Origin of the sequence: Xylophilus ampelinus (genome assembly GCF_003217575.1) — a bacterium.
GTDB lineage: Bacteria > Pseudomonadota > Gammaproteobacteria > Burkholderiales > Burkholderiaceae_C > Xylophilus > Xylophilus ampelinus.
In genome coordinates, this window is sequence record NZ_QJTC01000022.1 from 1 (window position 1) to 24,561 (window position 24,561).

Sequence of the window (24,561 nt, forward strand, 5' to 3'; positions counted from 1 at the left end):
AAGCAAGACTCTCGCCTCACCCACCAACCCCGCTGCGATCAGCAGAGCCTCAAATTCTAGCACGGCTTCTTAAACACCGTCAAACTCTTTTCGCTCTCCGCTTCCTCCAACCACCTCGCCACACCGCCACCGAAGTAGCACCGCAACCAGACCGCCGAATCCCGCGCAGACCTCAATCGTACACCGGAACTCAAAGCCGCCCAGCGGCATCTTGCGATCCCGAAGCACATTGTTCGGCTCTTCGCAGCTACGGGCCGATCGTTGAAATGACCTGCCGCTGCAAAGGAGGTGAACTGTAGCACAGCTACTTGCGGCACCGGCCTACAGACATGCAAAAACTTATTTCGCGGGTGTGACAGCCATCGCCGACCCCAGCGCATCGACGAACATGGCGGCCACGTCGAAGCCGGTCTGCTGCTGGATTTCCTGGAAGCAGGTGGGGCTGGTAACGTTGATTTCGGTAACGCTGTCGCCGATGACGTCCACGCCCACCAGCAACAGGCCGCGTGCGAACAGCACCGGGCCCAACGCTTCGCCGATTTCCCGGTCGCGTGCGGAGAGCGGTTGCGCCATGCCCTTGCCGCCGGCTGCCAGGTTGCCCCGCACCTCGCCGCCCTGCGGGATGCGCGCCAGGCTGAAAGGCACCGGCTTGCCGCCGATGACCAACACCCGCTTGTCGCCCTGGGCGATGGCCGGCAGGAATTTCTGGACCATGACCGTTTCGGCTCCGTCGCGGTTCAGTGTCTCGATGACCGAGCCGAGATTGAGCCCGTCGTCCTTCACGCGAAAGATGCCCATGCCGCCCATGCCGTCGAGCGGCTTCAGGATGATGTCGCGGTGCTCCGCATGGAAGGCCCGCAACGCCGCCGCGCTGCGGGTGACGAGCGTCGGGCCGATGAACTGCGGGAATTCGAGGATCGCGAGCTTCTCCGGGTGGTCGCGCAATGCCCGTGGCTTGTTGAAGACGCGGGCGCCTTCGCGCTCGGCCTGTTCCAGCAGGTGGGTGGCGTAGAAGTATTCGGAATCGAACGGCGGGTCCTTGCGCATCAGCACTGCGTCGAAGCTGCGTAGCGGCTGCGGTGCATCGGCGGCGGAGGCCTCGAACCAGTCGGTGGCGTCGCCGGTCAGCCGCAGGGTGCGCACCTGCGCCTCGACGACGCCCCCGCTCTGCCACGCCAGTTCCTGCGGGCCGCAGGCGGCGAGCGTATGGCCTCGGCGCTGCAGTTCCCGCATCATCGCAAAGGTGGTGTCCTTGTAGATCTTGAAGGACTCGAGCGGATCGGCGATGAAGAGGATATGCATGGCGGGCGGTGGGAAAGCGTGGCGGGTGAACGGGGTGCGCGGCGGCGCTAGGCGGGCGGCCGCGACCGGTATTGTTGTACCAGCAGCGCCAGCGCCCCGGCGACCACGCCCCAAAACGCCGAGCCGATGCCGGCTATTGCCACGCCGCTGAGCGTGACAAGGAAGGTGATGATGGCAGCCTCGCGATAACGCTCGTCCTGCAGCGCGGCGGCCAAGCCGCCGGCGATGGTGCCGAGCAGCGCCAGCCCTGCGATGGCCGCGACCAACTCGGCCGGAAACGCGGTCAGCAGTCCGGCGACCGCGCCGCCGAAGATGCCGATGGCGACATAGAAAACGCCGCAGACCACGGCCGCGGTGTAACGCCGGTCCGGATCGGGATGCGCCTCGCGCCCCATGCACATGGCGGCGGTGATGGCGCTGAGGTTGAGCGCGTAGCCGCCGAAGGGCGCCAGCAGCAGAGTGGCCACGCCGGTGATGGTCACGATGCGCGAGATCGGCAGCGCATAGCCCGCGGCGCGGATCGCCGCCACGCCGGGAAGGTTCTGCGACGCCATCGTGACCACGAACAGCGGCAGCGCCAGGCTGACGACCGCCTGCCAGCTGAACACCGGCGCGACGAAGACCGGCCGCGCGATGGCGAAGTGCAGGTCGGCGAAGGCGAGCTGGCCGCGCAGCGCGACGTACGCCACCGCCACCACCAGCGTGAGCGGCACCGCATAGCGCGGCACCAGCCGGCGGGCCAGCAGGTAGGCCAGCAGCATCAACAGCACCAGCGGCAGCGCGGTCTGCGCCGCGGTGAACGCCTGCATGCCGAAACGGGCCAGCACGCCGGCCAGCAGCGCGGCGGCGATCGCCATCGGGATGCGGTTCATCACCCGCTCGAACCAGCCGGTGGCGCCGGCCACGATGATCAACGCGGCGCAGACCATGAAGGCTCCGACCGCCTGCCCCATGCCGAAGCCCGCGCCGGCCGAGGCCAGCACCGCGGCGCCCGGCGTGCTCCAGGCGACCATGACCGGCTTCCTCCACCAGAGAGACGGCAGCGCCGAGCACAGTCCCATGCCGATGCCCAGCGCCCAGACCCACGACGCGATCTCCTCGGGGCCGGCGCCGAAGGCGCGTGCCGCCTGGAACACGATGGCCACCGAGCTGGTGAAGCCGACCAGCACCGCCACGAAGCCCGCCGTCGCCGCCGAAACGCTCGAGTCCCTGAAAAACCGCATGGCCCCGTCCCGTCCCCAGATGCAGGCAAGAAAGTAGCCAAGGCCACCGCAGACCGCCGACATCCAGCTATCAATTTAATAGCAAATCAGATTTCGATTTTCGAGCCCAGCTCCACCACCGCGTTGTTGGGCAGGTGCAGGAAGTCGGCGGCGCCGCTGGCGTTGCGGTGCATCTGTGCGAAGAGTTTCTCGCGCCAGGCGGCCATGCCGCTGCCGATGGTGGGGATGACGGTGTCGCGCGAGAGGAAGTAGCTGGTGACCATAGGATCGAGCTCGCAGCCCTGGCCGCGCATCCGGGCCAGCGCCTGCGGCAGGTCGGGATCGTTCTTGAAGCCGTAGTGCACCACCACCTGCCAGCAGCCATGGCCGAGCGATTCGACCTCCAGCCGCTGCTCGGGCGCGATCCAGGGCTTCTCGTGGCTGCGCACGGTGACGAAGAGGTTCTGCGCGTGCAGCACCTTGTTGTGCTTGAGATTGTGCAGCATCGCGTTGGGCACGGTGCCGCGCTCGGCGGTCAGGAAGACGGCGGTGCCCTCGACCCGGGTGGGCGGGCTGACGAAGACCGCCTCCAGAAAAACAGGCAGCTCGATCGCGTCGGCGCGCATCTTCCTGTTGAGGATGGCGCGGCCGTCCTTCCAGGTGACCATCAGGGTGAACACCGCGCCGCCGATCATCAGCGGGAACCAGCCGCCGGCGAAGAGCTTGAGCATGTTGGAGCTGAAGAAGGCGAGGTCGATCACGAAGAACACGCCGGTCGAGACGATGCACAGCGCCAGCGGATAGCGCCAGCCATAACGGATCACGAAGAAGGTGAGGATGGTGGTGATCAGCATGTCGAGCGTGACCGCGATGCCGTAGGCAGCCGCCAGGTTGGTCGACGAGCGGAACAGCACCACCGCCAGCACGATCGCGACGAACAGGCCCCAGTTGACGAACGGGATGTAGATCTGGCCGGCCTCGCGCACGCTGGTGTGCTGGATGTTGAGGCGCGGCAGATAGCCCAGCTGGATCACCTGCTTGGTGATGCTGAAGGCGCCCGAGATCAGCGCCTGCGAGGCGATCACCGTCGCCATCGTCGCCAGCAGCACCAGCGGCACCAGCGCCCAGGCCGGCGCCATACGGAAGAACGGGTTCTCGACCGCCGACGGATCGGCCAGCAGCAGCGCGCCCTGGCCGAAGTAGTTGAGGGTGAGACAGGGCATCACGACGCTGAACCAGGCAAGCCGGATCGGCCGTTTGCCGAAGTGGCCCAGGTCGGCGTAGAGCGCCTCGGCACCGGTCACGCAGAGCACCATCGCGCCCAGGATGATGAAGGTGATGCCGGGGTGCTGCCAGATGAACTGCATCGCGTAGTAGGGGCTGAGCGCCTTCAGGATCTCGGGGTGGCCCATGATGTGCATCACGCCCAGGGCCGCGATCGCGAGGAACCAGACCAGGGTGATCGGGCCGAAGAACTTGCCGATGCCCCCGGTGCCGCGTTTCTGCACCGCGAACAGCACGAAGAGCACCACCAGGGTCAGCGGGATCACATAGTGGCGGAACTCGGGCGAGACCACCTCCAGGCCCTCGACCGCCGACAGCACCGAGATGGCCGGAGTTATGACCCCGTCGCCATAGAAGAGCGAGGTGCCGAAGATGCCCACCAGCAGCAGCACCTTGCGCAGCCGGGGATTGTCCTTGACCGCCTGCGAGGCCAGGGCCAGCATCGCGACCAGGCCGCCTTCGCCGTTGTTGTCGGCCCGCAGCACCAGCACCACGTATTTCAGGGCGACGATGACGACCAGCGTCCAGAAGAACATCGACAGGATGCCGTAGATGTTCGCGTGGGTGAACGGCACGTGCCCGGTGTAGAAGACTTCCTTGACCGCGTAGAGGACGCTGGTGCCGATGTCGCCGTAGACGACCCCGATGGCCCCCAGTGTCAACGCGGAGAGGGAGGATTTGGACGACGATTCAGACACGGCGGTCGCGGCGGCGGCGACCTGCCGTGCAGCGGCGCTGCCGCGGCCCGTGCGGCACACCGTCGAGGTTGCTGGGGGACCGCTATTGTGCGCCGTCCGCACTGCAAAGGGGCATCCACCCCGACCATGTTGCGGCGCAACAACCGCAGAAACCGCGGCCCCCGAAGCCGATCGGGTCTACCGACCGGGCGGGCGGGCGGGCTATTCGTAGACTTCGGCGTACGGGTCGGTGGCCTCCATCTCGTAGCTGGCCGCCAGCATCGCCAGACGGCCGACCACGCCGTACATGTAGAAGCGGTTGGGCGCGTCGGCCGCCGACTTGCCGCCGGGCTGCAGCAGGTGGGCGCTGTCGTCGAACTCCAGCGGCTGGTAGCGGGTGCCGGGCGCGTTGAGGTTCTCGTCGACGCCGCGTTCGCCGTGCACCCGGTAGAAACCGCCGACCACGTAGCGGTCCATCATGTAGACGACCGGCTCGGCCACCGACTTGCCGATGCGCTCGTTGGTCAGCACGCCTTCCTGGATGATCATGTCGGCCCTGGTGCCGGCCGCATCGCCCGGCGCCTTCGCGCGCGCCTTGCGCACCAGGGCATCGAGATCCTTCACGTCGCGCACCGTGGCCACGCCGCGGCCGGAGGTGCCGTTGTCGGACTTCACGACGACGAAGGCCTTCTCGTTGATGCCGTATTCCTTGTACTTGCGCTTGATCCTGGCCAGCAGGGTGTCGACGTTGCTGGTCAGGCACTCGATGCCCGCGCCGTGGGCCAGATCCACCTCGCCGCAGGTGTTGAACATCGGGTTGATCAGCCACGGGTCGATGCCCAGCAGCTTGCCGAAACGCTTCGAGACCTCTTCGTAGCTGCGGAAATGGTGGCTCTTGCGGCGCACCGACCAGCCGGCGTGCAGCGGCGGCAGCAGGTACTGCTCGTGCAGGTCTTCCAGGATGCCCGGCGCGCCGGCCGAGAGGTCGGTATTGAGCAGGATGGTGCACGGGTCGAAATGCTGCAGCCCCAGTCGGTGCTGGCTGCGGACCACCGGCTCGAATGTCAGCCGGTCGCCGTTGGGCAGCGCCAGCGCGGTCGGCTCCTTGATGTCGGGGTTGACCGAGCCCACCCGCACGTTCAGGCCCGCCAGGTGGAAGATGCGCACCAGCTGCGCCACGTTCTGCAGGTAGCCGGGGCTGTCGGTGCGGTTTTCGGGGATGACGAGCAGATTGCGCGCCTCGGGGCAGATCTTCTCTATCGCCGCCATCGCCGCCTGCACCGCCAGCGGCAGCATCTGAGGCGTGAGCTGGTTCCAGTTGTCGGGGAACAGGTTGGTGTCGACCGGCGCCAGCTTGAAGCCGGCGTTGCGCACGTCGACCGAGCTGTAGAACGGCGGCGTGTGCTCCATCCATTCCAGGCGGAACCACCGCTCGATGGCCGGCATGGAGTCGATCACCCGCTGCTCGAGTTCGTTGATCGGGCCGGTGAGTGCCGTGATGAGATGCGGAACCATGCGGCCCTCTGTTGTTATGGGAGCGTAATAACCAAACGAATTCTAGGAATATGAGGCCATTGACCCGGTGTGAAAGAGTAAGCCGCCCAGGGCGTCCGCAGCGCTCCCCAAGATGAGGCACCCGCCCACCTCAGGGCGACCGCGGATCCGGCTCCGCCGGTCCGCCGGCAGCCCCCCTTCCAGGGGGGGAGGCGCCGCAAGGCGACTCGGCGGGTTAACCCCTGACTTGGCCGTCGCCCAGCACCACCCACTTGAGCGAGGTCAGCCCTTCCAGCCCTACCGGACCGCGCGCATGGAATTTGTCGGTGCTGATGCCGATCTCGGCGCCCAGCCCGTATTCGAAGCCGTCGGCGAACCGGGTGCTGGCGTTGACCATGACGCTGGCCGAATCCACCTCGCGCAGGAAGCGCTGGGCATGCACGTGGTCGCGGGTCAGGATGGCGTCGGTGTGGTGCGACGAATAGCGGTTGATGTGGGCGATCGCCTCGTCCACCCCGGCCACCACCTTGATGCTGATGATCGGCGCCAGGTACTCCTCCGACCAGTCGGCCTCGGTCGCGTCGGCCAGCCGGGCGCCCGGCACCTCGGCCAGCAGGGCACGGGCTTCGGTATCGCAGCGCATCTCGACGCCCTTGGCGGCGTACACCGCGCCGATGGCCGGCAGGAAGGCCGCCGCCACGCCGCGGGCGACCAGCAGGCCCTCGCTGGCGTTGCAGGGGCTGTACTTCTGGGTCTTGGCGTTGTCGGCCACAGCCACCGCCATCGCGATGTCGCAGGGGTCGTCGACGTAGGTGTGGCAGTTGCCGTCGAGGTGCTTGATCACCGGCACCCGGGCCTCGCGGCTGATCCGCTCGATCAAACCCTTGCCGCCGCGCGGGATGATCACGTCCACATGCTCGGGCATGGCGATCAGGTGGCCGACGGCCGCGCGGTCGGTGGTGGCGACCATCTGCACCGCGTCGGCGGGCAGGCCCGCGTCTTCCAGGGCCTGCCGGACCAGCGCGGCCAGGGCCTTGTTGGAATCGATCGCCTCCGATCCGCCCCGCAGGATGGCCGCGTTGCCGCTCTTGATCGACAGGCTGGCCGCCTCGATCGTCACGTTGGGCCGGCTTTCGAAAACCATGGCGAACACGCCGAGCGGCACCCGCATCTGCCCTACCCGGATGCCGCTGGACTGTTGGCGCATGCCGGTGACCTCGCCGACCAGCTCGGGCATTGCGGCCAGCTGGTCGCATCCCTGGGCCACCGTCTCCAGCACCTGGGGCGTGAGGCGCAGCCGGTCGACCATCGGCGCGGCCAGGCCGGCGGCCTCGGCGCGGGCCAGGTCCTTGGCATTCTCGGCCGCCAGCGCCGGGCCGCTCTCGCGCAGCAGCCGGGCCAGGGTGCGCAGGGCGCGGTTCTTGGTGGCGGTGTCGGCGCGCGCCATCGCGGCCGATGCGGCGCGGGCCTGCAGGCCGAGGGTGTGGACGTATTCGGCGATGTTCAGGGCGTTCATGGAGCGCATTTTCCCATGCCGCCCCGGTCCCGACGGCGCGGCGGGCTGGCACCGGCGCCCCGCTAGAGCGTGTTATGCACTGTGACGTGCCCGCGAAAGCCGGGGAGAGGCCCGGCGGCAAGGCGCAGGACGCGCTTCGGTATGAATACCGCAAGCGGACTGCAACGCGGCAGCCGGGCCTCTCCCCGGCTTTCCCGAAGGGTGGGTCCCGCAGGCAGGTGCTCGCGGCGTTGCGGCCCTTGCCGAGGCACGAAGCCTTGGCGGCGGCCCGCGCCTTGCGATCGCCCGCCTGCGGGACCCACGCGGGTACGTCAAAGTGCATAACACGCTCTAGCATGGCGGTCCGACCCATCGACTGGAGCCTTCCATGCCCGCATCCCCGGCCCTGCGCGCCGCCTTCACCCCCACCGGCCGGCTGCGCGCCGCGATCAATCGGGGCAACCCGATCCTGGCGGGCACCGACGCGGCCGGCCGGCCGGCCGGCGTGTCGATCGACCTGGCCCGGGGGTTCGCCGAGCGGCTGGGCGTGGAGTTGGAGCTGGTGGTGTTCGACACCGCCGGCCAATCGGTCGACGCGGTGACGGCCGAGCAGGCCGACATCGGCTTCTTCGCGATCGACCCGGTACGCGGCGCGGGCATCGCCTTCACCGCGGCCTATGTGCTGATCGAGGGCAGCTACCTGGTGCAGGGCAATTCGCCGCTGCGGGCCAACGACGAGATCGACCGGGCCGGCCACCGCGTCGCGGTCGGCAAGGGCAGCGCCTACGACCTGTATCTGAGCCGCGAACTGAAGGCCGCCGAGATCGTGCGGGTGCCCTCCTCGCCCGCGGTGGTCGATACCTTCATTGCCCAGCACCTCGACGTCGCCGCCGGCGTGCGCCAGCAGCTGGAGGCCGACGCGCGCCGCCTGCCCGGCCTGCGGCTGCTGCCGGGGCGATTCATGGTGATCCGGCAGGCGATGGGATTGCCGAAGGGGCGCGGTGCCGAGGCGGCGGCGGAACTTGCGGCCTATGTGGAAGCGCAGAAGGCCAGCGGCTTCGTGGCCGATGCGCTGGCGCTGCACGGCATCCAGGGCGCTTCGGTCGCGCCGGCCGAAAAAGGGTGAGAGAACCTACTGCGCGGCCCGATTGAGCGCCTGCGGTCCTCACCGTACCGAAGTACGGCTCCGGTCCTCGGCGCACACTCGGGCCGCTCGCTACGGTTCTTTCACCCTTTTTGGGGCGGCGGTGTGACTTCTAATTTCATAGCTGAATGCCGTTATGCAGAAACGATTTCAGATATGAATGGTTCTGGAATCATTGATAGACGCCGACCGCTAGCTATCGATAAAGTAGCATCAACTCCGCGCGCGCGGTGCTGGCCCGGCGCACGCCCGACACAGCTGCTGCGCCAGCCGGTGCAGCGCCTGCCAGCCGTTGCGCGGCCAGCCGTCCTGCGGCAGGCCCTTGACGATGCCGTCGACCTGGTGGGCCGACTGCAGCAGCCGGGCCAGCATCCGCGGCTCGATGCGGGGCAGCACCCGCTCGAACAGCTTCTCACGCACGCCCCAGATGCGCTGCTCGCGCATCGCCATCGGCAGCGGGCGGCCGGCTTCCACCGCGTCCTTCACCCGCTTGAGTGCGCGGATGTCCTCGGCCAGGGTGTAGTGCACCAGCACCTCGGCCTCGCCCTCGGCCTGCAGGCCGTCGAGCATCCGCTGCACCCGGGCGGGATGGCCGCCCAGCACCGCCTCGGAGAGCTTGAACACGTCGTAGCGGGCGACGTTGGCGACGGCCGCCTCGACCTGCTCCAGCGTCAGCACCCGCGGCGCGCCGCCGGGCTCGGCGGGGTGGAGCAAGGCGAGCTTCTGGATCTCCTGGTGGGCGGCGAGCAGGTTGCCCTCGACCCGGTCGGCGAAGAAATGCAGGGTGCGCTGGCCTTCGTCGCCCGGCGCCACCTGCTGGCCCTGGCGCTGCAGCCGCTGGGCGATCCACTGCGGCAGGGCACCGCGCTCGACCGGGTCGATCTGCACCGACACGCCGTGCCGCTCCAGCGCGCCGAACCAGGCGCCGGTGCGGGTGGCCTTGTCGAGTCGCGGCAGCATCACCAGGGTCAGCGTGCCCTCTTGCGTGGCGGCGTCGGCGGCGAGCTGCTGCAGCGCGGTGCTGCCTTCCTTGCCGGGCTTGCCGGAGGGGATGCGGATCTCGACGATCTGCCGGTCGGCGAAAAGGCTCAGCGATCCGCCGGCGGCCAGCACCTCGCTCCAGTCGAAGTGCGCGCCGGCGACGGTGTAGACGGCGCGCTCGGCCGGGCCCGCCGCCCGCGCCGCGGCGCGGATAGCGTCGGCCGCCTCCTGCTGCAGCAGCGGCTCGTCGCCGTGCAGCACATAGAGCGGCCGCAGGCCCTTCTGCAGGTGGGCCGCCAACTGGGCGGGTGCGAGCTGCATCAGGGCGTGAGCGTCTTGATCGCCGCAAGGCGCCGCATGATCTGCTGGACAGCGTCGGTCTGCATGCTGCGGTAGAGCAGCTGGGCTTCGGCCTCCTTGGCCAGGGCCAGGGTTTCGTCGTAGCTCTGGTCCTGTTGCAACAGGATCTCGGTGGAGGGCAGCAGCTCGATGTCGGCGGGTGTACGCACCCGGAACCGCACCCGGGTGCGCAGCTGGAACTCGCGCACCTGGCCGCTGGAGTTGTAGCCCAGCACCACCCGCTCGCGCTGGTCCTGCAGGATTTCGAGGATCGCGTCCGCGCTGTCGCGCGCGGCAGCGTCGCGGATCACCCGGACCCGGTCGCCCGCTTCCAGGTTGCGCCGCAGCTCGATGCCCATCGGCGACGTGGTCGCGAGATAGATAGTCGAAAAGGCGAAGTTGGGCGCCTGCCGCAGATGGAAGCCGCAACCCGCCAGGGCGAGGCCGGCCAGCGGCAAAAGAACGAGTGCGCGGCGTTGCATGGGAGCTTTCAGTTTCATCTCGATTTTCAACCCCGCGTCGGCATCGTGTGCATCGTCCGCTTCCGAAGCCGCATAACCCAGGAACACCGCGGAGCCGGCTTTGCCGGGCCGCTGGTGTTGCCCCCGGTGAGGGGGTTGGCGTAGCGACACGCAATGCGCGAAGACTGGGGGAGGTCCATCAGATCACGATGTTGACCAAGCGGCCGGGAACGACGATCACTTTCTTGGGCGAGGCACCGGGCGCGAACTTCCGGAAGTCCTCGCAGGCGAGCGCGGCCTGCTCGATCTCGGCCTTGCTCGCGCCGGCCGCGACGCGCAGCGCGCCGCGCAGCTTGCCGTTGACCTGCAGAACCAGCTCCAGCTCGTCCTGCACCAGGGCCGAGGGGTCGACCTGCGGCCAGGCGGTGTCGAGCAGGTCGCCCAGCGCGGTGGCGTAGCCCAGGTCGGACCACAGCCCGTGGGCGATGTGCGGCGTGGCCGGGTAGAGCACCCGCAGCAGGATGCCGAAGCCTTCGATCAGCGCCACCTCGGCGCCGGGCGTGCCGCCGGCCTTGAATTCTTCCAGCGCGTTGAGCAGCTTCATCGCGCCGGAGACGACGGTGTTGTACTGCATGCGCTGGTAGTCGTAGTCGACCTGCTTGAGCACGGTGTGCACTTCCAGGCGCAGCGCCTTGGCGGCGGGGCCGAATTCGACGTCCTTCAGGCTGCTGGCCAGCGCGGCGCTTCGGCCGACCGCTTCCAAATCCATAGCGCCGAGCCTGGCGCCGAAGTTCCAGACCCGGCGCAGGAAGCGGTAGCTGCCCTCGACCGCCGCGTCGTTCCACTCGAGCGTCGCCTCGGGCGGCGCGGTGAACATGGTGTAGAGCCGGGCGGTGTCGGCGCCGTACTTGCCGATCAACTCCTGCGGGTCGACGCCGTTGTTCTTCGACTTGGACATGGTGCCCACGCCCTCGTAGTCGATCGGCGTGCCGGCCGGCAGCGCGCCGACGGCCTTGACCAGCCTGGCACCGACCACCTTGCCGGTGTCGTCTTGCACATGCTCGACATCGTGCGGCCAGAAATACTCCTTGCCGCCCTTGTCGGTGCGGCGCGAGTAGATGTGGTTGAGCACCATGCCCTGGGTCAGCAGCCTGGCGAAGGGCTCGTCGATCTCGACCAGGCCCAGGTCCCGCATCACCTTGGTCCAGAAGCGGGCGTAGAGCAGGTGCAGGATCGCGTGCTCGATGCCGCCGATGTACTGGTCCATGCCGCTGCCGCCAGCGGCATTTCCCGGGCTCTGCATCCAGTACCGTGCGCCCTCGCCGACCATCGCCCGGTCGTTCTTCGGATCGCAGTAGCGCATGAAGTACCAGGACGAATCGACGAAGGTGTCCATCGTGTCGGTCTCGCGCCGGGCCGGCTTGCCGCAGACCGGGCAGACGACGCCGGCGTGGAACGCCTCCGACTTGACGAGCGGATTGCCGCTGCCGTCGGGCACCAGGTCGACCGGCAGGACCACCGGCAGGTCGGCCTCGGGCACCGGCACCGCGCCGTGTTCGTCGCAGTGGATGATCGGGATCGGCGTGCCCCAGTAGCGCTGGCGGGAGACGCCCCAGTCGCGCAGCCGCCAGGTGGTCTTCTTCTCGCCCAGGCCGCGCACCTGCAGGGCATGTGCCACCGCATCGACCGCTTCCTGGTAGGGCATGCCGCTGAAGGTGTCGGAGTTGACGGTCACGCCCTCGGTCTTGTCGGCGTACCAGTCGTGCCAGCGGTGGTAGTCGTAGTGTTCGCCGTCGACCAGCACCACCTGGCGGATCGGCAGGCCGTACTTGAGGGCGAAGGCGAAGTCGCGCTCGTCGTGGGCCGGCACGCCCATCACCGCGCCGTCGCCGTAGTTCATCAGCACGTAGTTGCCGACCCAGACATCGACCGGCTCTTCCATGAACGGGTGGGTCACCGTCAGGCCGGTGCGCACGCCCTTCTTCTCCTGCGTGGCGAGCTCCGCCTCGGTGGTGCCGCCGGCCTTGCATTCGGCGACGAAGGCGGCCACCTCGGGATTGGTCTTGGCCGCGTGCAGCGCCAGCGGATGCTCCGGCGCCACCGCGCAGAAGGTCACGCCCATGACGGTGTCGGCGCGGGTGGTGAAGACGTACATCCGGCCGCCGCCGATCAGCGCGCCGGTCTCGTCGGCGATCGTGTGCGGGAACGCGAAGCGCACGCCGGTCGACTTGCCGATCCAGTTCTCCTGCATCAGCTTGACCCGCTCGGGCCAGCCGGGGAGCTGCGTCTGCACATGGCCGAGCAGCTCTTCGGCATAGTCGGTGATCTTGAGGTAGTAGCCCGGGATCTCGCGCTTCTCGACCACCGCGCCGGTGCGCCAGCCCTTGCCGTCGATCACCTGCTCGTTGGCCAGCACCGTCCGGTCGACCGGGTCCCAGTTGACGACCTGGGTCTTGCGGTAGGCGATGCCCTTCTCGAGCATCTTCAGGAACAGCCACTGGTTCCACTTGTAGTAGCCCGGGTCGCAGGTGGCGACCTCGCGCGACCAGTCGATGGCCAGCCCCATCGCCTGCATCTGCTGCTTCATGTAGGCGATGTTGTCGTAGGTCCACTGCGCGGGCGGCACGCCGTTCTTGAGCGCGGCGTTCTCGGCCGGCAGGCCGAAGGCGTCCCAGCCCATCGGCATCAGGACGTTGTAGCCCTTCATCCGCAGGCTGCGGGTCAGCATGTCGTTGATCGTGTAGTTGCGCACATGGCCCATGTGCAGCTTGCCGCTGGGGTAGGGCAGCATCGAGCAGGCGTAGAACTTGGGGCGCGCGGCGTCCTCGGTCACGCGGTAGGCGTCGGCGGCGGTCCAGTGGCTCTGCGCGGCGCGCTCGACCTCGGTGTGAAGGTATTTGTCTTGCATGGAAGCTGGAGGATTCGGCGCCCGCCGGGACGGCAATGCGCGGCCCCGCCGCAGGGCGACGAGCAAGGACGGGATTTTAGGGGGCTTGCTACCCGCCGGCGGCGGCGGGTGCCGGTCCAGCGGGCGCCGGCTCGGCCATGAAGCCGATGCGGGTCAGGCCCGCCTTCTGCGCCAGGCCCATCACCTCGACCACTCGGCCGTAGGGCACGCCGGCGTCGGCGCGCAGCTGCAGCTCGGTCTGGGCGTTGGCACGCATCGCCGCGGCGAAGCGGGCCGCCAGGGCCGGGTCGTCGGCGGGCTGGTCGGCCAGGAAGGCCTTGCCGGCCTTGTCGATCACCACCACCACCGGCGCCTCGACCGTGGCCGGCGCGGCGGATGCGGCCTGCGGCAGGTCGAGCCGGATGCTGCTGGCCAGCAGCGGCGCGGTCAGCAGGAAGATCACCACCAGCACCAGCATCACGTCGACCAGGGGCGTGACGTTGATCTCGCTGATCGGACCGCCGGAGGCGTTGCGGTCGAGTCGTCCGAAAGCCATGGCGTGCGCCTAGGAGCCGGCGGCCACGGTGCCGGGCAGGTCGCGCAGGTCCTGCGCGAAGCCTTCCAGCTCGGCCTCGATCCGCGCGATGCGGCGGCCGAAGAGGTTGTAGGCCAGCACCGCCGGGATCGCGACCGCCAGGCCGGCGGCCGTCATCACCAGCGCCTCGCCCACCGGGCCGGCGATCCGCTCGATCGTGATCTGGCCGGCGCCCGCGATATCGACCAGCGCATGGTGGATGCCCCAGACGGTGCCGAGCAGCCCGATGAAGGGCGCCACCGCGCCGACCGTGGCCAGCAGCACCTGGCCGAACTGCAGCCGGACCGAGGCCGCCTGCAGCGCGCCGCGCAGCACCCGGGTGCGCTGCTGCGAAGTGTCGCCGGCATGCGCCAGCGTGGCACCGGCCATCGGTACGCCGAGCGCCGCCAGGAAGGGCGTGACCAGCGCATGCCGGTCGAAGGCCGGGGCCGCGCCCCGCGCCGCATCGAGCGTGGGCGACTGCCAGACGCTGGCCACGGTGCGGGCCACGTCGCCGCCGGCGCGCCGCAGCATCCAGACCTTCCAGGCGATCACCACCCAGCTGGCCACCGACAGCGCCAGCAAAGACACGGCCACGCTGCGCGACACGGTGTCGCCCTGGGCCAGAAAACGTGCGATTCCCATCTTGTGTGCTCCTGCGGCTTCAGTCCTGCAGGCCCAGTACGTCGAACATGTCGAACAGGCCGCTCTTGTGCCCGGCCAGGAAGCGTGCCGCCCGCAGGCTGCCCTGCGCATAGGTCGAGCGGCTCGCCGATTTGTGGGTGATCTCGATGCGCTCGCCGGTGCCGGCGAACAGCACCGTGTGGTCGCCGACGATGTCGCCGCCGCGGATCGTCGCGAAGCCGATCGAGGACGGGTCGCGCTCGCCGGTCACGCCTTCGCGGGCGTACACCGCGCACTCCTCGAGCGAGCGGCCCAGCGCGCCGGCGATCACCTCGCCCATCTTCAGCGCGGTGCCCGAGGGCGCATCCACCTTGTGGCGGTGGTGGGCCTCGACGATCTCGATGTCGTAGCCGGTGGAGAGCGCCTTGGCCGCCATCTCGAGCAGCTTCAGGGTGACGTTGACGCCGACGCTCATGTTGGGCGCCATCACGATCGGGATCTGCTGCGCGGCCGAGCCGATGTCGGCCTTCTGCGCGGCGGTGAAGCCGGTGGTGCCGATCACCAGCGCCACGCCCTTGTCTCGGCACGCGGCCAGATGGGCCATCGTGCCTTCGGGGCGGGTGAAGTCGATCAGCACGTCGGCATCCGCGATCGCGGTGGCGATGTCGGCGGTGATCGCGATGCCGCTGGCGATGCCGAGAAAGGCCGATGCATCGGAGGCGATCGCGGGGCTGGCGGGCACGTCGAGCGCGCCGGCCAGCACGCAGTCGTCGGACGCGCGCACCGCCTCGATCAGTATGCGGCCCATGCGGCCGGAGGCCCCGGCGATCGCCACGCGAACCGGGTTTTGGGAAGAAGGCAACGCACTCATGCGAAATCCTGAAGAAGAAAGATCGGGAACCGGACGGCGATGCCGGCGGGTCGGCGGTCGCTGCCGCGGCACGCGTGCCGCCCGGCGCCGCGGATCAGGGCCGCGCGTCGAGCGACGGGTAGCGGGTCGGCAATGGTGGCTCGGCGGCGTCCGACGTGGCCGACTCGGGTGGGGGCACCTTGGGGCCGGGGAATTTCTTCAGCTGGTCCTCGGTGGCCTGCAGCACCGGCACCTTGCCCGATGCGCGGTTGCGGGTGTCGAGCGACGCGACGAAGTCGGCTTCGCTCGGCATCTCGTCGCCCTCGAAGCGCTCGAGCAGATCGTTCTTGAAAAACAGGCTGAGCCGGCGCGGCTGGGCCTCGACGCCGGGGCGCTTGATGGTGAAGACGTAGTCCCAGCGGTCGGCATGGAACACGCTGGTCATCAGCGGTGTGCCCAGCACCTCGCGCACCTGCAGCCGGCTCATGCCGTTCTGCAGCGCGGCGACCTGCTCCTTCGAGACGAAATTGCCCTGCACCACCTCGATCTTGTAGGGCGTGACCATGCTGGCGACGCGATTGCTCGCGTTGTCGAAGGAGCCGCAGGCCGGCAGGACGACGCATGCTGCAGCGGCTGCGCCGGCGAGCGCGACGCGACGGAAAAGATCAGGCATGTCTGGAGGTGCTGGCGATATGATCGAACCATTGTAGATGCAGGCCACGGCAGACCCCGGCCACCCGGCCCGGCCGACACCCGCGCGGCCCGCTGCACACCGAACCCGACTGCCTTGGAGACCCGCAGCCCATGCCCACCAACATCGACGATCTGAAGAGCACCGGACTCAAAGCCACTCTGCCTCGCCTGAAGATCCTGGAAATCTTCCAGAAGAGTGTCGAGCGCCACCTGACGGCCGAAGACGTGTTCCGGGTGCTGCTGGAGGAACGCTCCGACATCGGCCTGGCCACCGTCTACCGGGTGCTGACCCAGTTCGAGCAGGCCGGCATCCTGAGCCGCCGCCACTTCGAGGGCGGAAAGGCGGTCTACGAACTGAACGAAGGCGAGCACCACGACCATCTGATCTGCACCAGCACCGGCAAGGTCGAGGAGTTCCACGATGCCGAGATCGAGAAGCGGTTGCAGGCGATCGCCAAGGCCCGCGGCTGGGTGCTGCAGGACCATACGGTGATCCTGTTCGGCCTGTCGCCGGACGCGGTCGTCAAGCAAACGCAGCGTTGACGCCGGCCGGGCGGCCGCCCCGCATTCGCAAGGAGGCGAAGCCCCGCAACCCATGCCAGGAATCGAAGGCGCAGAAGGTGTGAAAGAACCGTAGCGAGCGGCCCGAGTGTGCGGCGAGGACCGGAGCCGTACTTCGGTGCGGTGAGGACCGCAGCTGCGCAATCGGGTCGCGTAGTAGGTTCTCTCATATCTTCTCAGTCGGGCTCGCCGCGCTCCATGGCGCGCTGATGGCGCTCCACGAATTCCTGATAAGTATCGATTCCGCGCAGCTGCAGGATGGTGTTGCGCACCGCGGCCTCCACCAGCACGGCGATGTTGCGGCCCGCCACCACCTGGATCACCGCCTTGCGTACCGGCACCGCCAGCACGTCCTGCGTCAGGGGCTCGTACGGCAGCCGCTCGTACTCGCGCTCCATCGTTTCCTTGCGGACCAGGTGCACGATGAGTTTCAGCCGCATTTTCCGGCGCACCGCCGTCTCGCCGAAGATCGCGCGGATGTCGAGCAGCCCGATGCCGCGCACCTCCAGCAGGTTCTGCAGCAGCGCAGGGCAGCGGCCCTCGATCGCTGTTTGGTTGATCCGGTAGAGATCGACCGCATCGTCGGCCACCAGGCCGTTGCCGCGCGAGATCAACTCGAGCCCCAGCTCGCTCTTGCCCAGGCCGGATTCGCCGGTGATCATCACGCCCAGGCCCAGGATGTCCATGAACACGCCGTGCATCGTGACCCGTTCGGCGAAGTGCTTGGAGAGATAGGCACGCAGCACGTCGATGACGAAGGCCGCCGGCTCGTGCGTCGCGAACATCGGGATCTGCGCCCGCTCGCACATCGACACCAGCGCGTCGGGCGCGGTCTGGCCGTCGGTGATGATCAGCACCGGTGGCTCCAGCGTGACGATGCGGGCGATGCGGCGGGCGCAGTCCTCGGCCGTGGCGTTGGTCAGGTAGGCGATCTCGCGCTCGCCCAGGATCTGCACCCGGTACGGATGGATGTAGTTGAGGTAGCCGACCAGGTCGGCGCCCGAGCGGGCAGCCGATACCGCCACCGCCTCGAAGCTGCGCTCCGACGCGCTCAGGCCCGCCATCCATTCCCAGCGCAGCGAGCCGCGGAATTCCTCGAACAGGGCGTCGGCACTGACGACGGTGGGTTTCAAACGGTCGGGCCGGTGGCGGACGCGGGAAGCAGGAAGGCGGCTCAGGCGACCTGGGTCGACTGCCAGGCGTTGATGATCGCGTGCAACTCGGTGGCGTCGCCACAGGTCTTGATCTTCTCGCGCAGCGGCGCGTCGCTCAGCAGCTCCGCGATCTCCGAGAGGATTTCGAGATGCTTCTGCGTCGCCGCCTCCGGCACCAGCAGAAAGATGAGGAGGGCCACCGCCCGCTCGTCCGGCGCGTCGAAGCCGATCGGCTGGGCCAGCTGGAACACTGCGGCCATCGGCGCCTTGAGGCCCTTTATGCGGCCGTGGGGAATCGCGACACCGTGGCCCAGGCCGGTGGAGCCGAGGCGCTCGCGAGCGAAAAGGCTGTCGGTGATGAGCGCGCGGCTCAGGCCGTGCAGCTCTTCGAAAAGAAGTCCCGCCTCTTCGAATGCACGCTTTTTGCTGGTGGCGTCTACGCTCACGAGCACTTGAGCGGCCGGCAATATGGAGGCGAGACGGTTCATGGTGTGAGAGCGGATTATGTACCTCGCACTGCAACAACCCACTCCCCTTGCCAAACGGCTGGCGCAGCGGCGCAACAGCCGGTGCCGGGCCCGCACGGACTCACATCAGGCGCTTGGGCGCTGCGTGGTGATGGTCCTGGACGCGGTCCTTGTGGCGGACGACCTGGCGATCGAGCTTGTCGACGAGTTCGTCGACGGCGGCATAGAGATCGGCATGGGCGCACTCGGCGAACATGCTGCTGCCCTTCACGTTGATGTTGCATTCGGCGCGTTGCCGCCCCTGCTTTTCCTTCTGCTTCTGCACGCGGAGTAAAACCTTGACATCGACCACCTGGTCGAAGTGCCGCGAGATCCTGTCCATCTTGGCCGTGACGTAGTCGTGCAGGGCCCGGGTGACATCGAGGTGATGACCGCTGATCGTCAGATTCATAAGTAACCTCCAGGAAAACGAACTCCAGTGGAAATAACCGCCGTTCGGAGGCGGAACGAACGCATGTGTGCCGGCAAATCCATGATGCGCCCCGGCTAAGCATAAATCAATCGCGGAACGCCTGAAAAGCAGCGCGCCACTACGCCAAGTCGTTGATATTCAACACTATTTTTTTAGTTTCACGAGAATGTAAAAAACGACCGGAGCGGCGGGACGCGAGCCAATACCCGATGCGCAAGCGGGGTTGCCTGGGGCTGCGGCCCGTGGCACGGGCAGGCACCGCTTCGGGGCGCCGCCGCATGCTGCAGTGCCATAATCCCGGCCTGACTTTTCAGACAAAAGCACCTTGGAATCCCTTCCCAGTCGGTAGCTTCCGACTCCTGTGGCGTGCCTCGCGCGGCCGGGGGTTGGAAGCCTGCCCCCGCCCACACCCGACCGATGCAACCCGCCACGGGAGTTCGCCATGCTCAACATTTTTTCGCTCGTCAACGGCCGGCTCGTCCAGGAAGAGATCGAGTCGCTCGAAGAGTTCACCCGGTTCCAGCCGATCTGGGTCGACCTGCAAGCCCCCACGCCCGAAGAGAAGCGCTGGATCAAGCACCACTACGCCCTGTCGATCCCTGAGGACGCGACCGGCGAGGACATCGAGGAATCGGCCCGCTTCTACGAGGAAGACAACGGCGACCTGCATGTCCGCAGCGACTTCCTGATCGACGACGACGAGGAGCCGCGCTCGGTGCGGGTGGCCTTCATCCTCAACCAGTACAACGGCGGCCACAAGAGCCGCGGCGTGCTGTTCACCATCCACGACGAGGACGTGCCCACCTTCCGCCTGCTGCGGATGCGCGCCCGCCGCGCCCCGGGCCTGATCGAGGACGCGAAGGACGTGCTGCTGAAGTTGTTCGACGCCGACGCCGAATACTCGGCCGACACGCTCGAGAACATCTACGAGGCGCTGGAGAAAGCCAGCACGATGGTGCTGTCGGGCGAAGTGACCGACGAGCTGGCCGGCAAGGTGCTGGGCGCGATCGCGCGGCAGGAAGACCTGAACGGCCGGATTCGCCGCAACGTGATGGACACCCGCCGCGCGGTGAGCTTCATGATGCGCAGCAAGATGCTCAACGCCGAGCAGTTCGAAGAAGCGCGCCAGATCCTGCGCGACATCGAATCGCTCGACAACCACACCGCGTTCCTGTTCGACAAGATCAACTTCCTGATGGATGCGACCGTCGGCTTCATCAACATCAACCAGAACAAGATCATCAAGATCTTCTCGGTGGCCAGCGTGGCGCTGCTGCCGCCGACGCTGATCGCGAGCATCTACGGCATGAACTTCAAGTACATGCCGGAGCTGGACTGGACGCTGGGGTATCCGTACGTGCTGGCCCTGATGGTGACCAGCGCCGTCGGCCCGATGTGGTACTTCCGCCGCCGCGGCTGGCTGGGGTGAAGAGGTGGAATAGGCTACTGCGCGCCCCGATTGCGCGCCTGCGGTCCTCACCGTACAGAAGTACGGCTCCGGTCCTCGGCGCGCACTCGGGGCTGCTCGCTACGCCTCTTCCACCTCTTCACGCGTCGTGTGGAAATCCGCAGAAAAATCCAAGAGAAAAAGAGCTGTAGTTGGCTCTGTATGACGACATCCAGCTATTCTTTTTGTAGCAAACCGAGAAAACGACCGACGACGGCTTCGGCGTAGCGGCTGGCGACGGCGGTGACGAAGGCGGGGAAGTCGACGTGGGCGGTTTCGTCGGCGCGGTCGGAGACGGTGCGGACGGCGGCGAAGGCGACGCGGTAGTCGGCGCAGACCTGGGCGACGGCGGCGCTCTCCATGTCCACGGCCAGGGCGTCGGGCACCGCGGAGCGCAGCAGCGCGGCCTCCCGGTGCGACGATACGAAGCGGTCGCCGCTGGCGAGCAGGCCGCAGTGCACCTGGGGTGTCCGCAGGTCGAAGCGGTCGCGGTCGGCCGCGGGCACCAGGGCCGGCAGGTCCTCCAGGGTGGCGTGCGCGGCCTGCGCCAGGTGGCCGGTCAGCGCCGGGTCGGTCTCGAACAGCGCGCGGCCGTAGAGCGGGACCTCGAAGCGCGGAAACAGGGGCGATGCGTCCATGTCGTGCTGCACGCAGGCCGCGGCCACCACGATGTCGCCCAACTGCACCCCCTCGCCCAGCCCGCCCGCCACGCCGGTGAAGACGATGCCCCGCACGCCGAAGCGCTCGGCCAGCACGGTGGCGGTGGTGGCGGCGGCCACCTTGCCGATGCCGCACAGCGCCAGCACCACCGGCCGGCCGTGCAGCCGGCCCCGCACGAAGCGCCGGCCGGCATGGGTGGCGGCCGGCTGCGGGTCGGTCAGGCGCTGTTCCAGGCCCTGCTGCTCCTCGGGCAGTGCGCTGAGGATGGCCAGCGGGCGGGGGGTGTCTGAGGAGGGGAACGGGGCGGGCGCGGAGGCGCCGGGAACGGGTGCGGTGGTCATCGCGTCGATGATCGCATGCCGGTTCGCCTGCGCCGCCACCGCGGCGTCAGCGTGCCGGCGCCCGGCGCCGCGGCGCCGACGCAGCGCCGGGCGGCGGGCCCGGCCGCACGGCGGTCAGCGCTTGTCGCGCAGTTCGCGCCGCAGGATCTTGCCGACCGGCGTCTTGGGCATCGATTCGCAGAACTCGATCACGCGGGGCCGCTTGTAGCCGGTGAGGTGGGCCTTGCAGAATTCGGCCACCTGCGCCTCGGTGAGGGCCGGATCCTGGCGCACGATCACCAGCCTGACCGCCTCCCCGGTCTTGTCGTCGGGCACGCCGACCGCCGCGCATTCCAGCACGCCGGGCAGCGCCGCGACCACCTCTTCCACCTCGTTCGGATAGACGTTGAAGCCGCTCACCAGGATCATGTCCTTCTTGCGGTCGACGATGCGGAAATAGCCGCGCGAATCGACCACGCCGATGTCGCCCGATTTGAAAAAGCCGTCGGCCGTCATCGACCGGGCGGTCTCGTCGGGGTGCTGCCAGTAGCCGGCCATCACCTGCGGGCCGCGGATCGCGATCTCGCCGCGCTCGCCCAGGGGCACCTCGTGGCCGTCGTCGTCGACCAGCTTCATCTCGGTGGAGGGCAGCGGCAGGCCGATGGTGCCGGTATAGGCGGTGCTGTTGCTCGGGTTGCAGCTGACCGAGGGCGAGGTCTCCGACAGGCCGTAGCCCTCGACGATCGGGCAGCCGGTCTTCTTGAGCCACAGCTCGGCCACCGCCGCCTGCACCTGCATGCCGCCGCCGACCGACACCGCCAGGTGGCTCCAGTCGACCTTGTCGAAATCCGGGTGGCGGGCCAGGCCGTTGAACAGCGTGTTGACCGCCGGGAAGCTGTGGAAACGGTGCCGAGCCAGCTCCTTGAGGGTGCCGGTCAGGTCGCGCGGATTGGGGATCAGCACCGTCTTGGCGCCGATCCGCAGGCCCAGCATCATGTTCACCGTGAAGGCGAAGATATGGTAGAGCGGCAGGGCGCAGACGACGGTGGTCTGCTCGCCGTCGGGCACCTTCTGCATCGCCGGGTCGTTCCAGGCTTCCGACTGCAGCACGTTGGCGATCACGTTGCGGTGCAGCAGTACCGCGCCCTTGCTGACGCCGGTGGTGCCGCCGGTGTACTGCAGCAGGGCGACGTCGTCGGGCGCGATTTCGGGCGCGGTGAAGCGGCCGCGCGCGCCGCGCGACAGCGCATCCTTGAAGCGCACCGCGCCGGGCAGCCGGAAGGCGGGCACCAGTTTCTTCACGCTGCGCACCACGTAGTTGACGACGGCGCCTTTCAAGAAGCCCAGCGCGTCCCCCATCGCGCACAGCACGATGTGCCGGACAGGCGTCGCGGCGATGCACTGCTCCAGCGTGCGGGCGAAGTTCTCGACGATGAAGATCGCCCTGGCGCCCGAGTCCTTCAGCTGGTGCTCCAGCTCGCGCGGAGTGTAGAGCGGGTTGACGTTGACCACGATGCAGCCCGCCCGCAGGATGGCCGCGACCGCCGCCGGGTACTGCGGCACGTTGGGCATCATGATCGCCACCCGGTCGCCCTTGGCCAGGCCCAGGCACTGCAGGTAGGCGGCCAGCTTGCGGCTGGTGGCGTCGATCTCGGAATAGCGCACGTCCCGGCCCATGAAGCTGTAGGCGGGGCGGTCGGCGAAACGGCCGAAGCTCTCCTCCATCAGGGCGACGAGCGAGCGGTACTGCGCCGTGTCGATCTCGTGCGGTACGCCGGGCGGATACTGCGAAAGCCAGGTCTTGTCCATGGGTGCGGTGTCTCCTCGGCCGGCCGAATGTGCAGGAAAGCGCGACCGTGCCCGATGGCGTCTCCCCGCCGTCGTCCCCGGCGGTACGCCTATCCGCATGGCTTCTACCCGTGTTGTCGAGATGGCGCGAGACGGAGCTTACTGGATCCTCTCGCGCATGGCACCCGGGATAATGCCCGCTATGAACACTACGGCAGCCCCCCGCTGGAAACCCAACGTTACCGTCGCGGCGGTGATGGAGCGCGACGGCAGATTCCTGCTGGTGGAAGAACACACCGGCGACGGACTCAAGCTCAACAATCCGGCGGGCCACCTCGACCTGGGCGAGACACCCGCCCAGGGCTGCGCCCGCGAGGCGCTGGAAGAGTCGGCCTACGTCTTCACCCCGACCGCACTGGTCGGCGTCTACATCTCACGCTTCCAGCGCAGCGGCGACGGCGAGGACATCACCTACCTGCGCTTCGCCTTCAGCGGCGAGGTGGGCGAGCATTTTCCGGAGCAGCCGCTCGACGAGGGTATCGTGCGTGCCGTCTGGATGACGGCCGACGAGATCCGCGCCTGCCCCGAGCGCCACCGCAGCCCCCTGCTGCTGCGCTGCCTGGAGGACTACCTGGCCGGCCGCCGCCTGCCGCTGGAGGCGGTCTACAGCGACCCGAGCGTGACCGGCGGCTGAGGATGCCGGCCGGCGCTGGCACGGCATCCAGGCGTGTCTTTTCCCCATGGCATCGGAGCCCACCACCATGACAAGCAATGAATCCGCGCCCTACGGCGCACCTACGCCCGCCAGGAGCCCGACGGTTTCCGTGCTCACGCTGCACGACATGAAGGCGCGGCGGGAGAAGATCACGATGCTCACCGCCTACGATTCGACCTTCGCCCACGCGGCGTCGAACGCGGGTATCGACTGCCTGCTGGTCGGCGATTCTCTGGGAATGGTCTGCAAGGGCGACGATTCGACCCTGTCGGTGACCCTGAGCGACATCGGCTACCACACGCGTTCGGTGGCGCGCGGCATCGCCAGGGCCGGTCGCCGGCCCCTGCTCGTCGCGGACATGCCGTTCGGCTCCTACCAGACGTCCAGGGAAGAGGCATTTCGCAACGCCGCGGAGCTGATGTGCGAAGGTGCGCACATGGTCAAGCTCGAAGGAGGCGGATGGGTCTGCGCGGTGGTCGAGTTCCTGGTCGCGCGCGGCATACCGGTCTGCGCGCACCTCGGGCTGACCCCGCAGAGCGTCCATGCGCTCGGCGGATACCGCGTCCAGGGCCGCACGCGCGAACAGGCGGACACGCTGATCGCGGATGCACGACGACTCGAGTCTTCCGGGGCGACGATGCTCGTGCTCGAAGTGGTTCCCGCCGATCTCTCCCGGGACGTCACGCAAGACCTGCAGCGTTGCGCGACGATCGGCATCGGCGCCGGTTCGGGCACCGACGGGCAGGTCCTGGTGTTGCACGACATGCTCGGCCTCTCCATGGGGCGCACGCCCCGGTTCGTCGCCGACTTCCTGCAAAAGGGCGGCAGCATCGACGCCGCCATGCAGGGCTACGTGGAGGCGGTGAAGTCCGGTGCGTTTCCCGTCGATGCGCTTCATGCGTGGTGACGCCCGATCAATAGGCCGTTAGGGACGGCTACCAGCTTCAGTGGACACCGAAGGAACTCATGC

22 protein-coding genes are annotated in these 24,561 nt (G+C 68.2%); 5 read left to right on the forward strand and 17 right to left on the reverse strand.

Annotation, left to right across the window (positions count from 1 at the left end; all coding sequences use genetic code 11):
• Window positions 1-339 precede the first annotated feature (339 nt).
• From gshB to DFQ15_RS13370, 5 genes are all read right to left on the reverse strand, one after another.
• Entirely contained in the window at window positions 340-1,302 is a 963-nt protein-coding gene (gene gshB, locus DFQ15_RS13350; protein WP_110466453.1) for a glutathione synthase, read from the reverse strand.
• Window positions 1,303-1,349: 47 nt separating this feature from the next.
• Window positions 1,350-2,525, reverse strand: a complete 1,176-nt coding sequence (locus tag DFQ15_RS13355; protein WP_110466454.1) for a benzoate/H(+) symporter BenE family transporter — start codon at window positions 2,523-2,525, stop codon at window positions 1,350-1,352.
• 86 nt (window positions 2,526-2,611) lie between these two features.
• Window positions 2,612-4,486: a potassium transporter Kup gene (locus DFQ15_RS13360; RefSeq protein WP_110466500.1), complete on the reverse strand. Its 1,875-nt coding sequence runs from the start codon at window positions 4,484-4,486 to the stop codon at window positions 2,612-2,614.
• 201 nt (window positions 4,487-4,687) lie between these two features.
• Window positions 4,688-5,980, reverse strand: a complete 1,293-nt coding sequence (gene gshA, locus DFQ15_RS13365) for a glutamate--cysteine ligase (RefSeq protein ID WP_110466455.1) — start codon at window positions 5,978-5,980, stop codon at window positions 4,688-4,690.
• A 214-nt stretch (window positions 5,981-6,194) separates the two neighbouring features.
• Window positions 6,195-7,475, reverse strand: coding sequence for a glutamate-5-semialdehyde dehydrogenase (locus DFQ15_RS13370; RefSeq protein WP_110466501.1), 1,281 nt, complete (start codon window positions 7,473-7,475; stop codon window positions 6,195-6,197).
• 367 nt (window positions 7,476-7,842) lie between these two features.
• Here DFQ15_RS13370 and DFQ15_RS13375 point away from each other — a divergent pair, with 367 nt between their 5' ends.
• Entirely contained in the window at window positions 7,843-8,580 is a 738-nt protein-coding gene (locus DFQ15_RS13375) for a transporter substrate-binding domain-containing protein (RefSeq protein WP_110466456.1), read from the forward strand.
• 231 nt (window positions 8,581-8,811) lie between these two features.
• Here the strand turns inward: DFQ15_RS13375 and holA are convergent, their stop codons facing one another.
• The 7 genes from holA to DFQ15_RS13410 all read right to left on the reverse strand — a co-directional run bounded on the left by holA (window position 8,812) and on the right by DFQ15_RS13410 (window position 15,987).
• Window positions 8,812-9,900 (reverse strand): DNA polymerase III subunit delta, encoded by a 1,089-nt coding sequence (gene holA / locus DFQ15_RS13380; protein ID WP_110466457.1) that lies wholly within the window; start codon window positions 9,898-9,900, stop codon window positions 8,812-8,814.
• Window positions 9,900-10,400: an LPS-assembly lipoprotein LptE gene (locus tag DFQ15_RS13385; RefSeq protein ID WP_110466502.1), complete on the reverse strand. Its 501-nt coding sequence runs from the start codon at window positions 10,398-10,400 to the stop codon at window positions 9,900-9,902. Before DFQ15_RS13385 ends, holA begins: the two co-directional genes overlap by 1 nt.
• A 178-nt stretch (window positions 10,401-10,578) precedes the next feature.
• Window positions 10,579-13,287 carry a leucine--tRNA ligase gene (gene leuS, locus DFQ15_RS13390; RefSeq protein ID WP_110466458.1) on the reverse strand — a complete coding sequence of 903 codons (2,709 nt, stop codon included), beginning with the start codon at window positions 13,285-13,287 and terminating at the stop codon, window positions 10,579-10,581.
• A gap of 88 nt (window positions 13,288-13,375) precedes the next feature.
• Window positions 13,376-13,822, reverse strand: a complete 447-nt coding sequence (locus tag DFQ15_RS13395; RefSeq protein ID WP_110466459.1) for an ExbD/TolR family protein — start codon at window positions 13,820-13,822, stop codon at window positions 13,376-13,378.
• A gap of 9 nt (window positions 13,823-13,831) precedes the next feature.
• A complete protein-coding gene (locus DFQ15_RS13400; protein ID WP_110466460.1) occupies window positions 13,832-14,485 on the reverse strand; it encodes a MotA/TolQ/ExbB proton channel family protein in 654 nt (217 codons plus the stop codon).
• A gap of 19 nt (window positions 14,486-14,504) precedes the next feature.
• Window positions 14,505-15,335, reverse strand: coding sequence for a 4-hydroxy-tetrahydrodipicolinate reductase (dapB, locus tag DFQ15_RS13405; protein WP_110466461.1), 831 nt, complete (start codon window positions 15,333-15,335; stop codon window positions 14,505-14,507).
• A 94-nt stretch (window positions 15,336-15,429) separates the two neighbouring features.
• The gene (locus DFQ15_RS13410) at window positions 15,430-15,987 is read right to left on the reverse strand and encodes an outer membrane protein assembly factor BamE (protein ID WP_110466462.1); all 558 of its coding nucleotides are present in this window, start codon (window positions 15,985-15,987) and stop codon (window positions 15,430-15,432) included.
• Between the two features lie 131 nt (window positions 15,988-16,118).
• On the opposite strand from DFQ15_RS13410, the gene fur reads away from it, so the two are divergent.
• Complete coding sequence (gene fur, locus DFQ15_RS13415; RefSeq protein ID WP_110466463.1) at window positions 16,119-16,550, forward strand: ferric iron uptake transcriptional regulator; 432 nt, start codon at window positions 16,119-16,121, stop codon at window positions 16,548-16,550.
• A gap of 194 nt (window positions 16,551-16,744) precedes the next feature.
• Here the strand turns inward: fur and hprK are convergent, their stop codons facing one another.
• The 3 genes from hprK to hpf form a co-directional block, all read right to left on the reverse strand.
• Complete coding sequence (gene hprK / locus DFQ15_RS13420) at window positions 16,745-17,701, reverse strand: HPr(Ser) kinase/phosphatase (RefSeq protein WP_110466464.1); 957 nt, start codon at window positions 17,699-17,701, stop codon at window positions 16,745-16,747.
• A 41-nt stretch (window positions 17,702-17,742) separates the two neighbouring features.
• Complete coding sequence (locus tag DFQ15_RS13425) at window positions 17,743-18,210, reverse strand: PTS sugar transporter subunit IIA (protein WP_110466465.1); 468 nt, start codon at window positions 18,208-18,210, stop codon at window positions 17,743-17,745.
• 100 nt (window positions 18,211-18,310) lie between these two features.
• The gene (gene hpf / locus DFQ15_RS13430) at window positions 18,311-18,640 is read right to left on the reverse strand and encodes a ribosome hibernation-promoting factor, HPF/YfiA family (protein ID WP_110466466.1); all 330 of its coding nucleotides are present in this window, start codon (window positions 18,638-18,640) and stop codon (window positions 18,311-18,313) included.
• Between the two features lie 463 nt (window positions 18,641-19,103).
• Between hpf and corA the strand changes: the two genes are divergently transcribed.
• Window positions 19,104-20,090 carry a magnesium/cobalt transporter CorA gene (gene corA, locus DFQ15_RS13435; RefSeq protein ID WP_110466467.1) on the forward strand — a complete coding sequence of 329 codons (987 nt, stop codon included), beginning with the start codon at window positions 19,104-19,106 and terminating at the stop codon, window positions 20,088-20,090.
• 194 nt (window positions 20,091-20,284) lie between these two features.
• On the opposite strand, the gene DFQ15_RS13440 is transcribed toward corA, so the two are convergent.
• Both DFQ15_RS13440 and DFQ15_RS13445 read right to left on the reverse strand, forming a co-directional pair.
• Window positions 20,285-21,109, reverse strand: coding sequence for a 5'-methylthioadenosine/adenosylhomocysteine nucleosidase (locus DFQ15_RS13440; RefSeq protein WP_110466503.1), 825 nt, complete (start codon window positions 21,107-21,109; stop codon window positions 20,285-20,287).
• Between the two features lie 114 nt (window positions 21,110-21,223).
• Window positions 21,224-22,897, reverse strand: a complete 1,674-nt coding sequence (locus DFQ15_RS13445) for a long-chain-fatty-acid--CoA ligase (protein ID WP_110466468.1) — start codon at window positions 22,895-22,897, stop codon at window positions 21,224-21,226.
• Window positions 22,898-23,078: 181 nt separating this feature from the next.
• Here DFQ15_RS13445 and DFQ15_RS13450 point away from each other — a divergent pair, with 181 nt between their 5' ends.
• Together DFQ15_RS13450 and panB are read left to right on the forward strand one after the other, a co-directional pair.
• Window positions 23,079-23,570 carry an NUDIX hydrolase gene (locus DFQ15_RS13450; protein ID WP_110466469.1) on the forward strand — a complete coding sequence of 164 codons (492 nt, stop codon included), beginning with the start codon at window positions 23,079-23,081 and terminating at the stop codon, window positions 23,568-23,570.
• A 46-nt stretch (window positions 23,571-23,616) separates the two neighbouring features.
• Window positions 23,617-24,498 carry a 3-methyl-2-oxobutanoate hydroxymethyltransferase gene (gene panB / locus DFQ15_RS13455; RefSeq protein ID WP_110466470.1) on the forward strand — a complete coding sequence of 294 codons (882 nt, stop codon included), beginning with the start codon at window positions 23,617-23,619 and terminating at the stop codon, window positions 24,496-24,498.
• The last annotated feature ends 63 nt before the right edge of the window (window positions 24,499-24,561 follow it).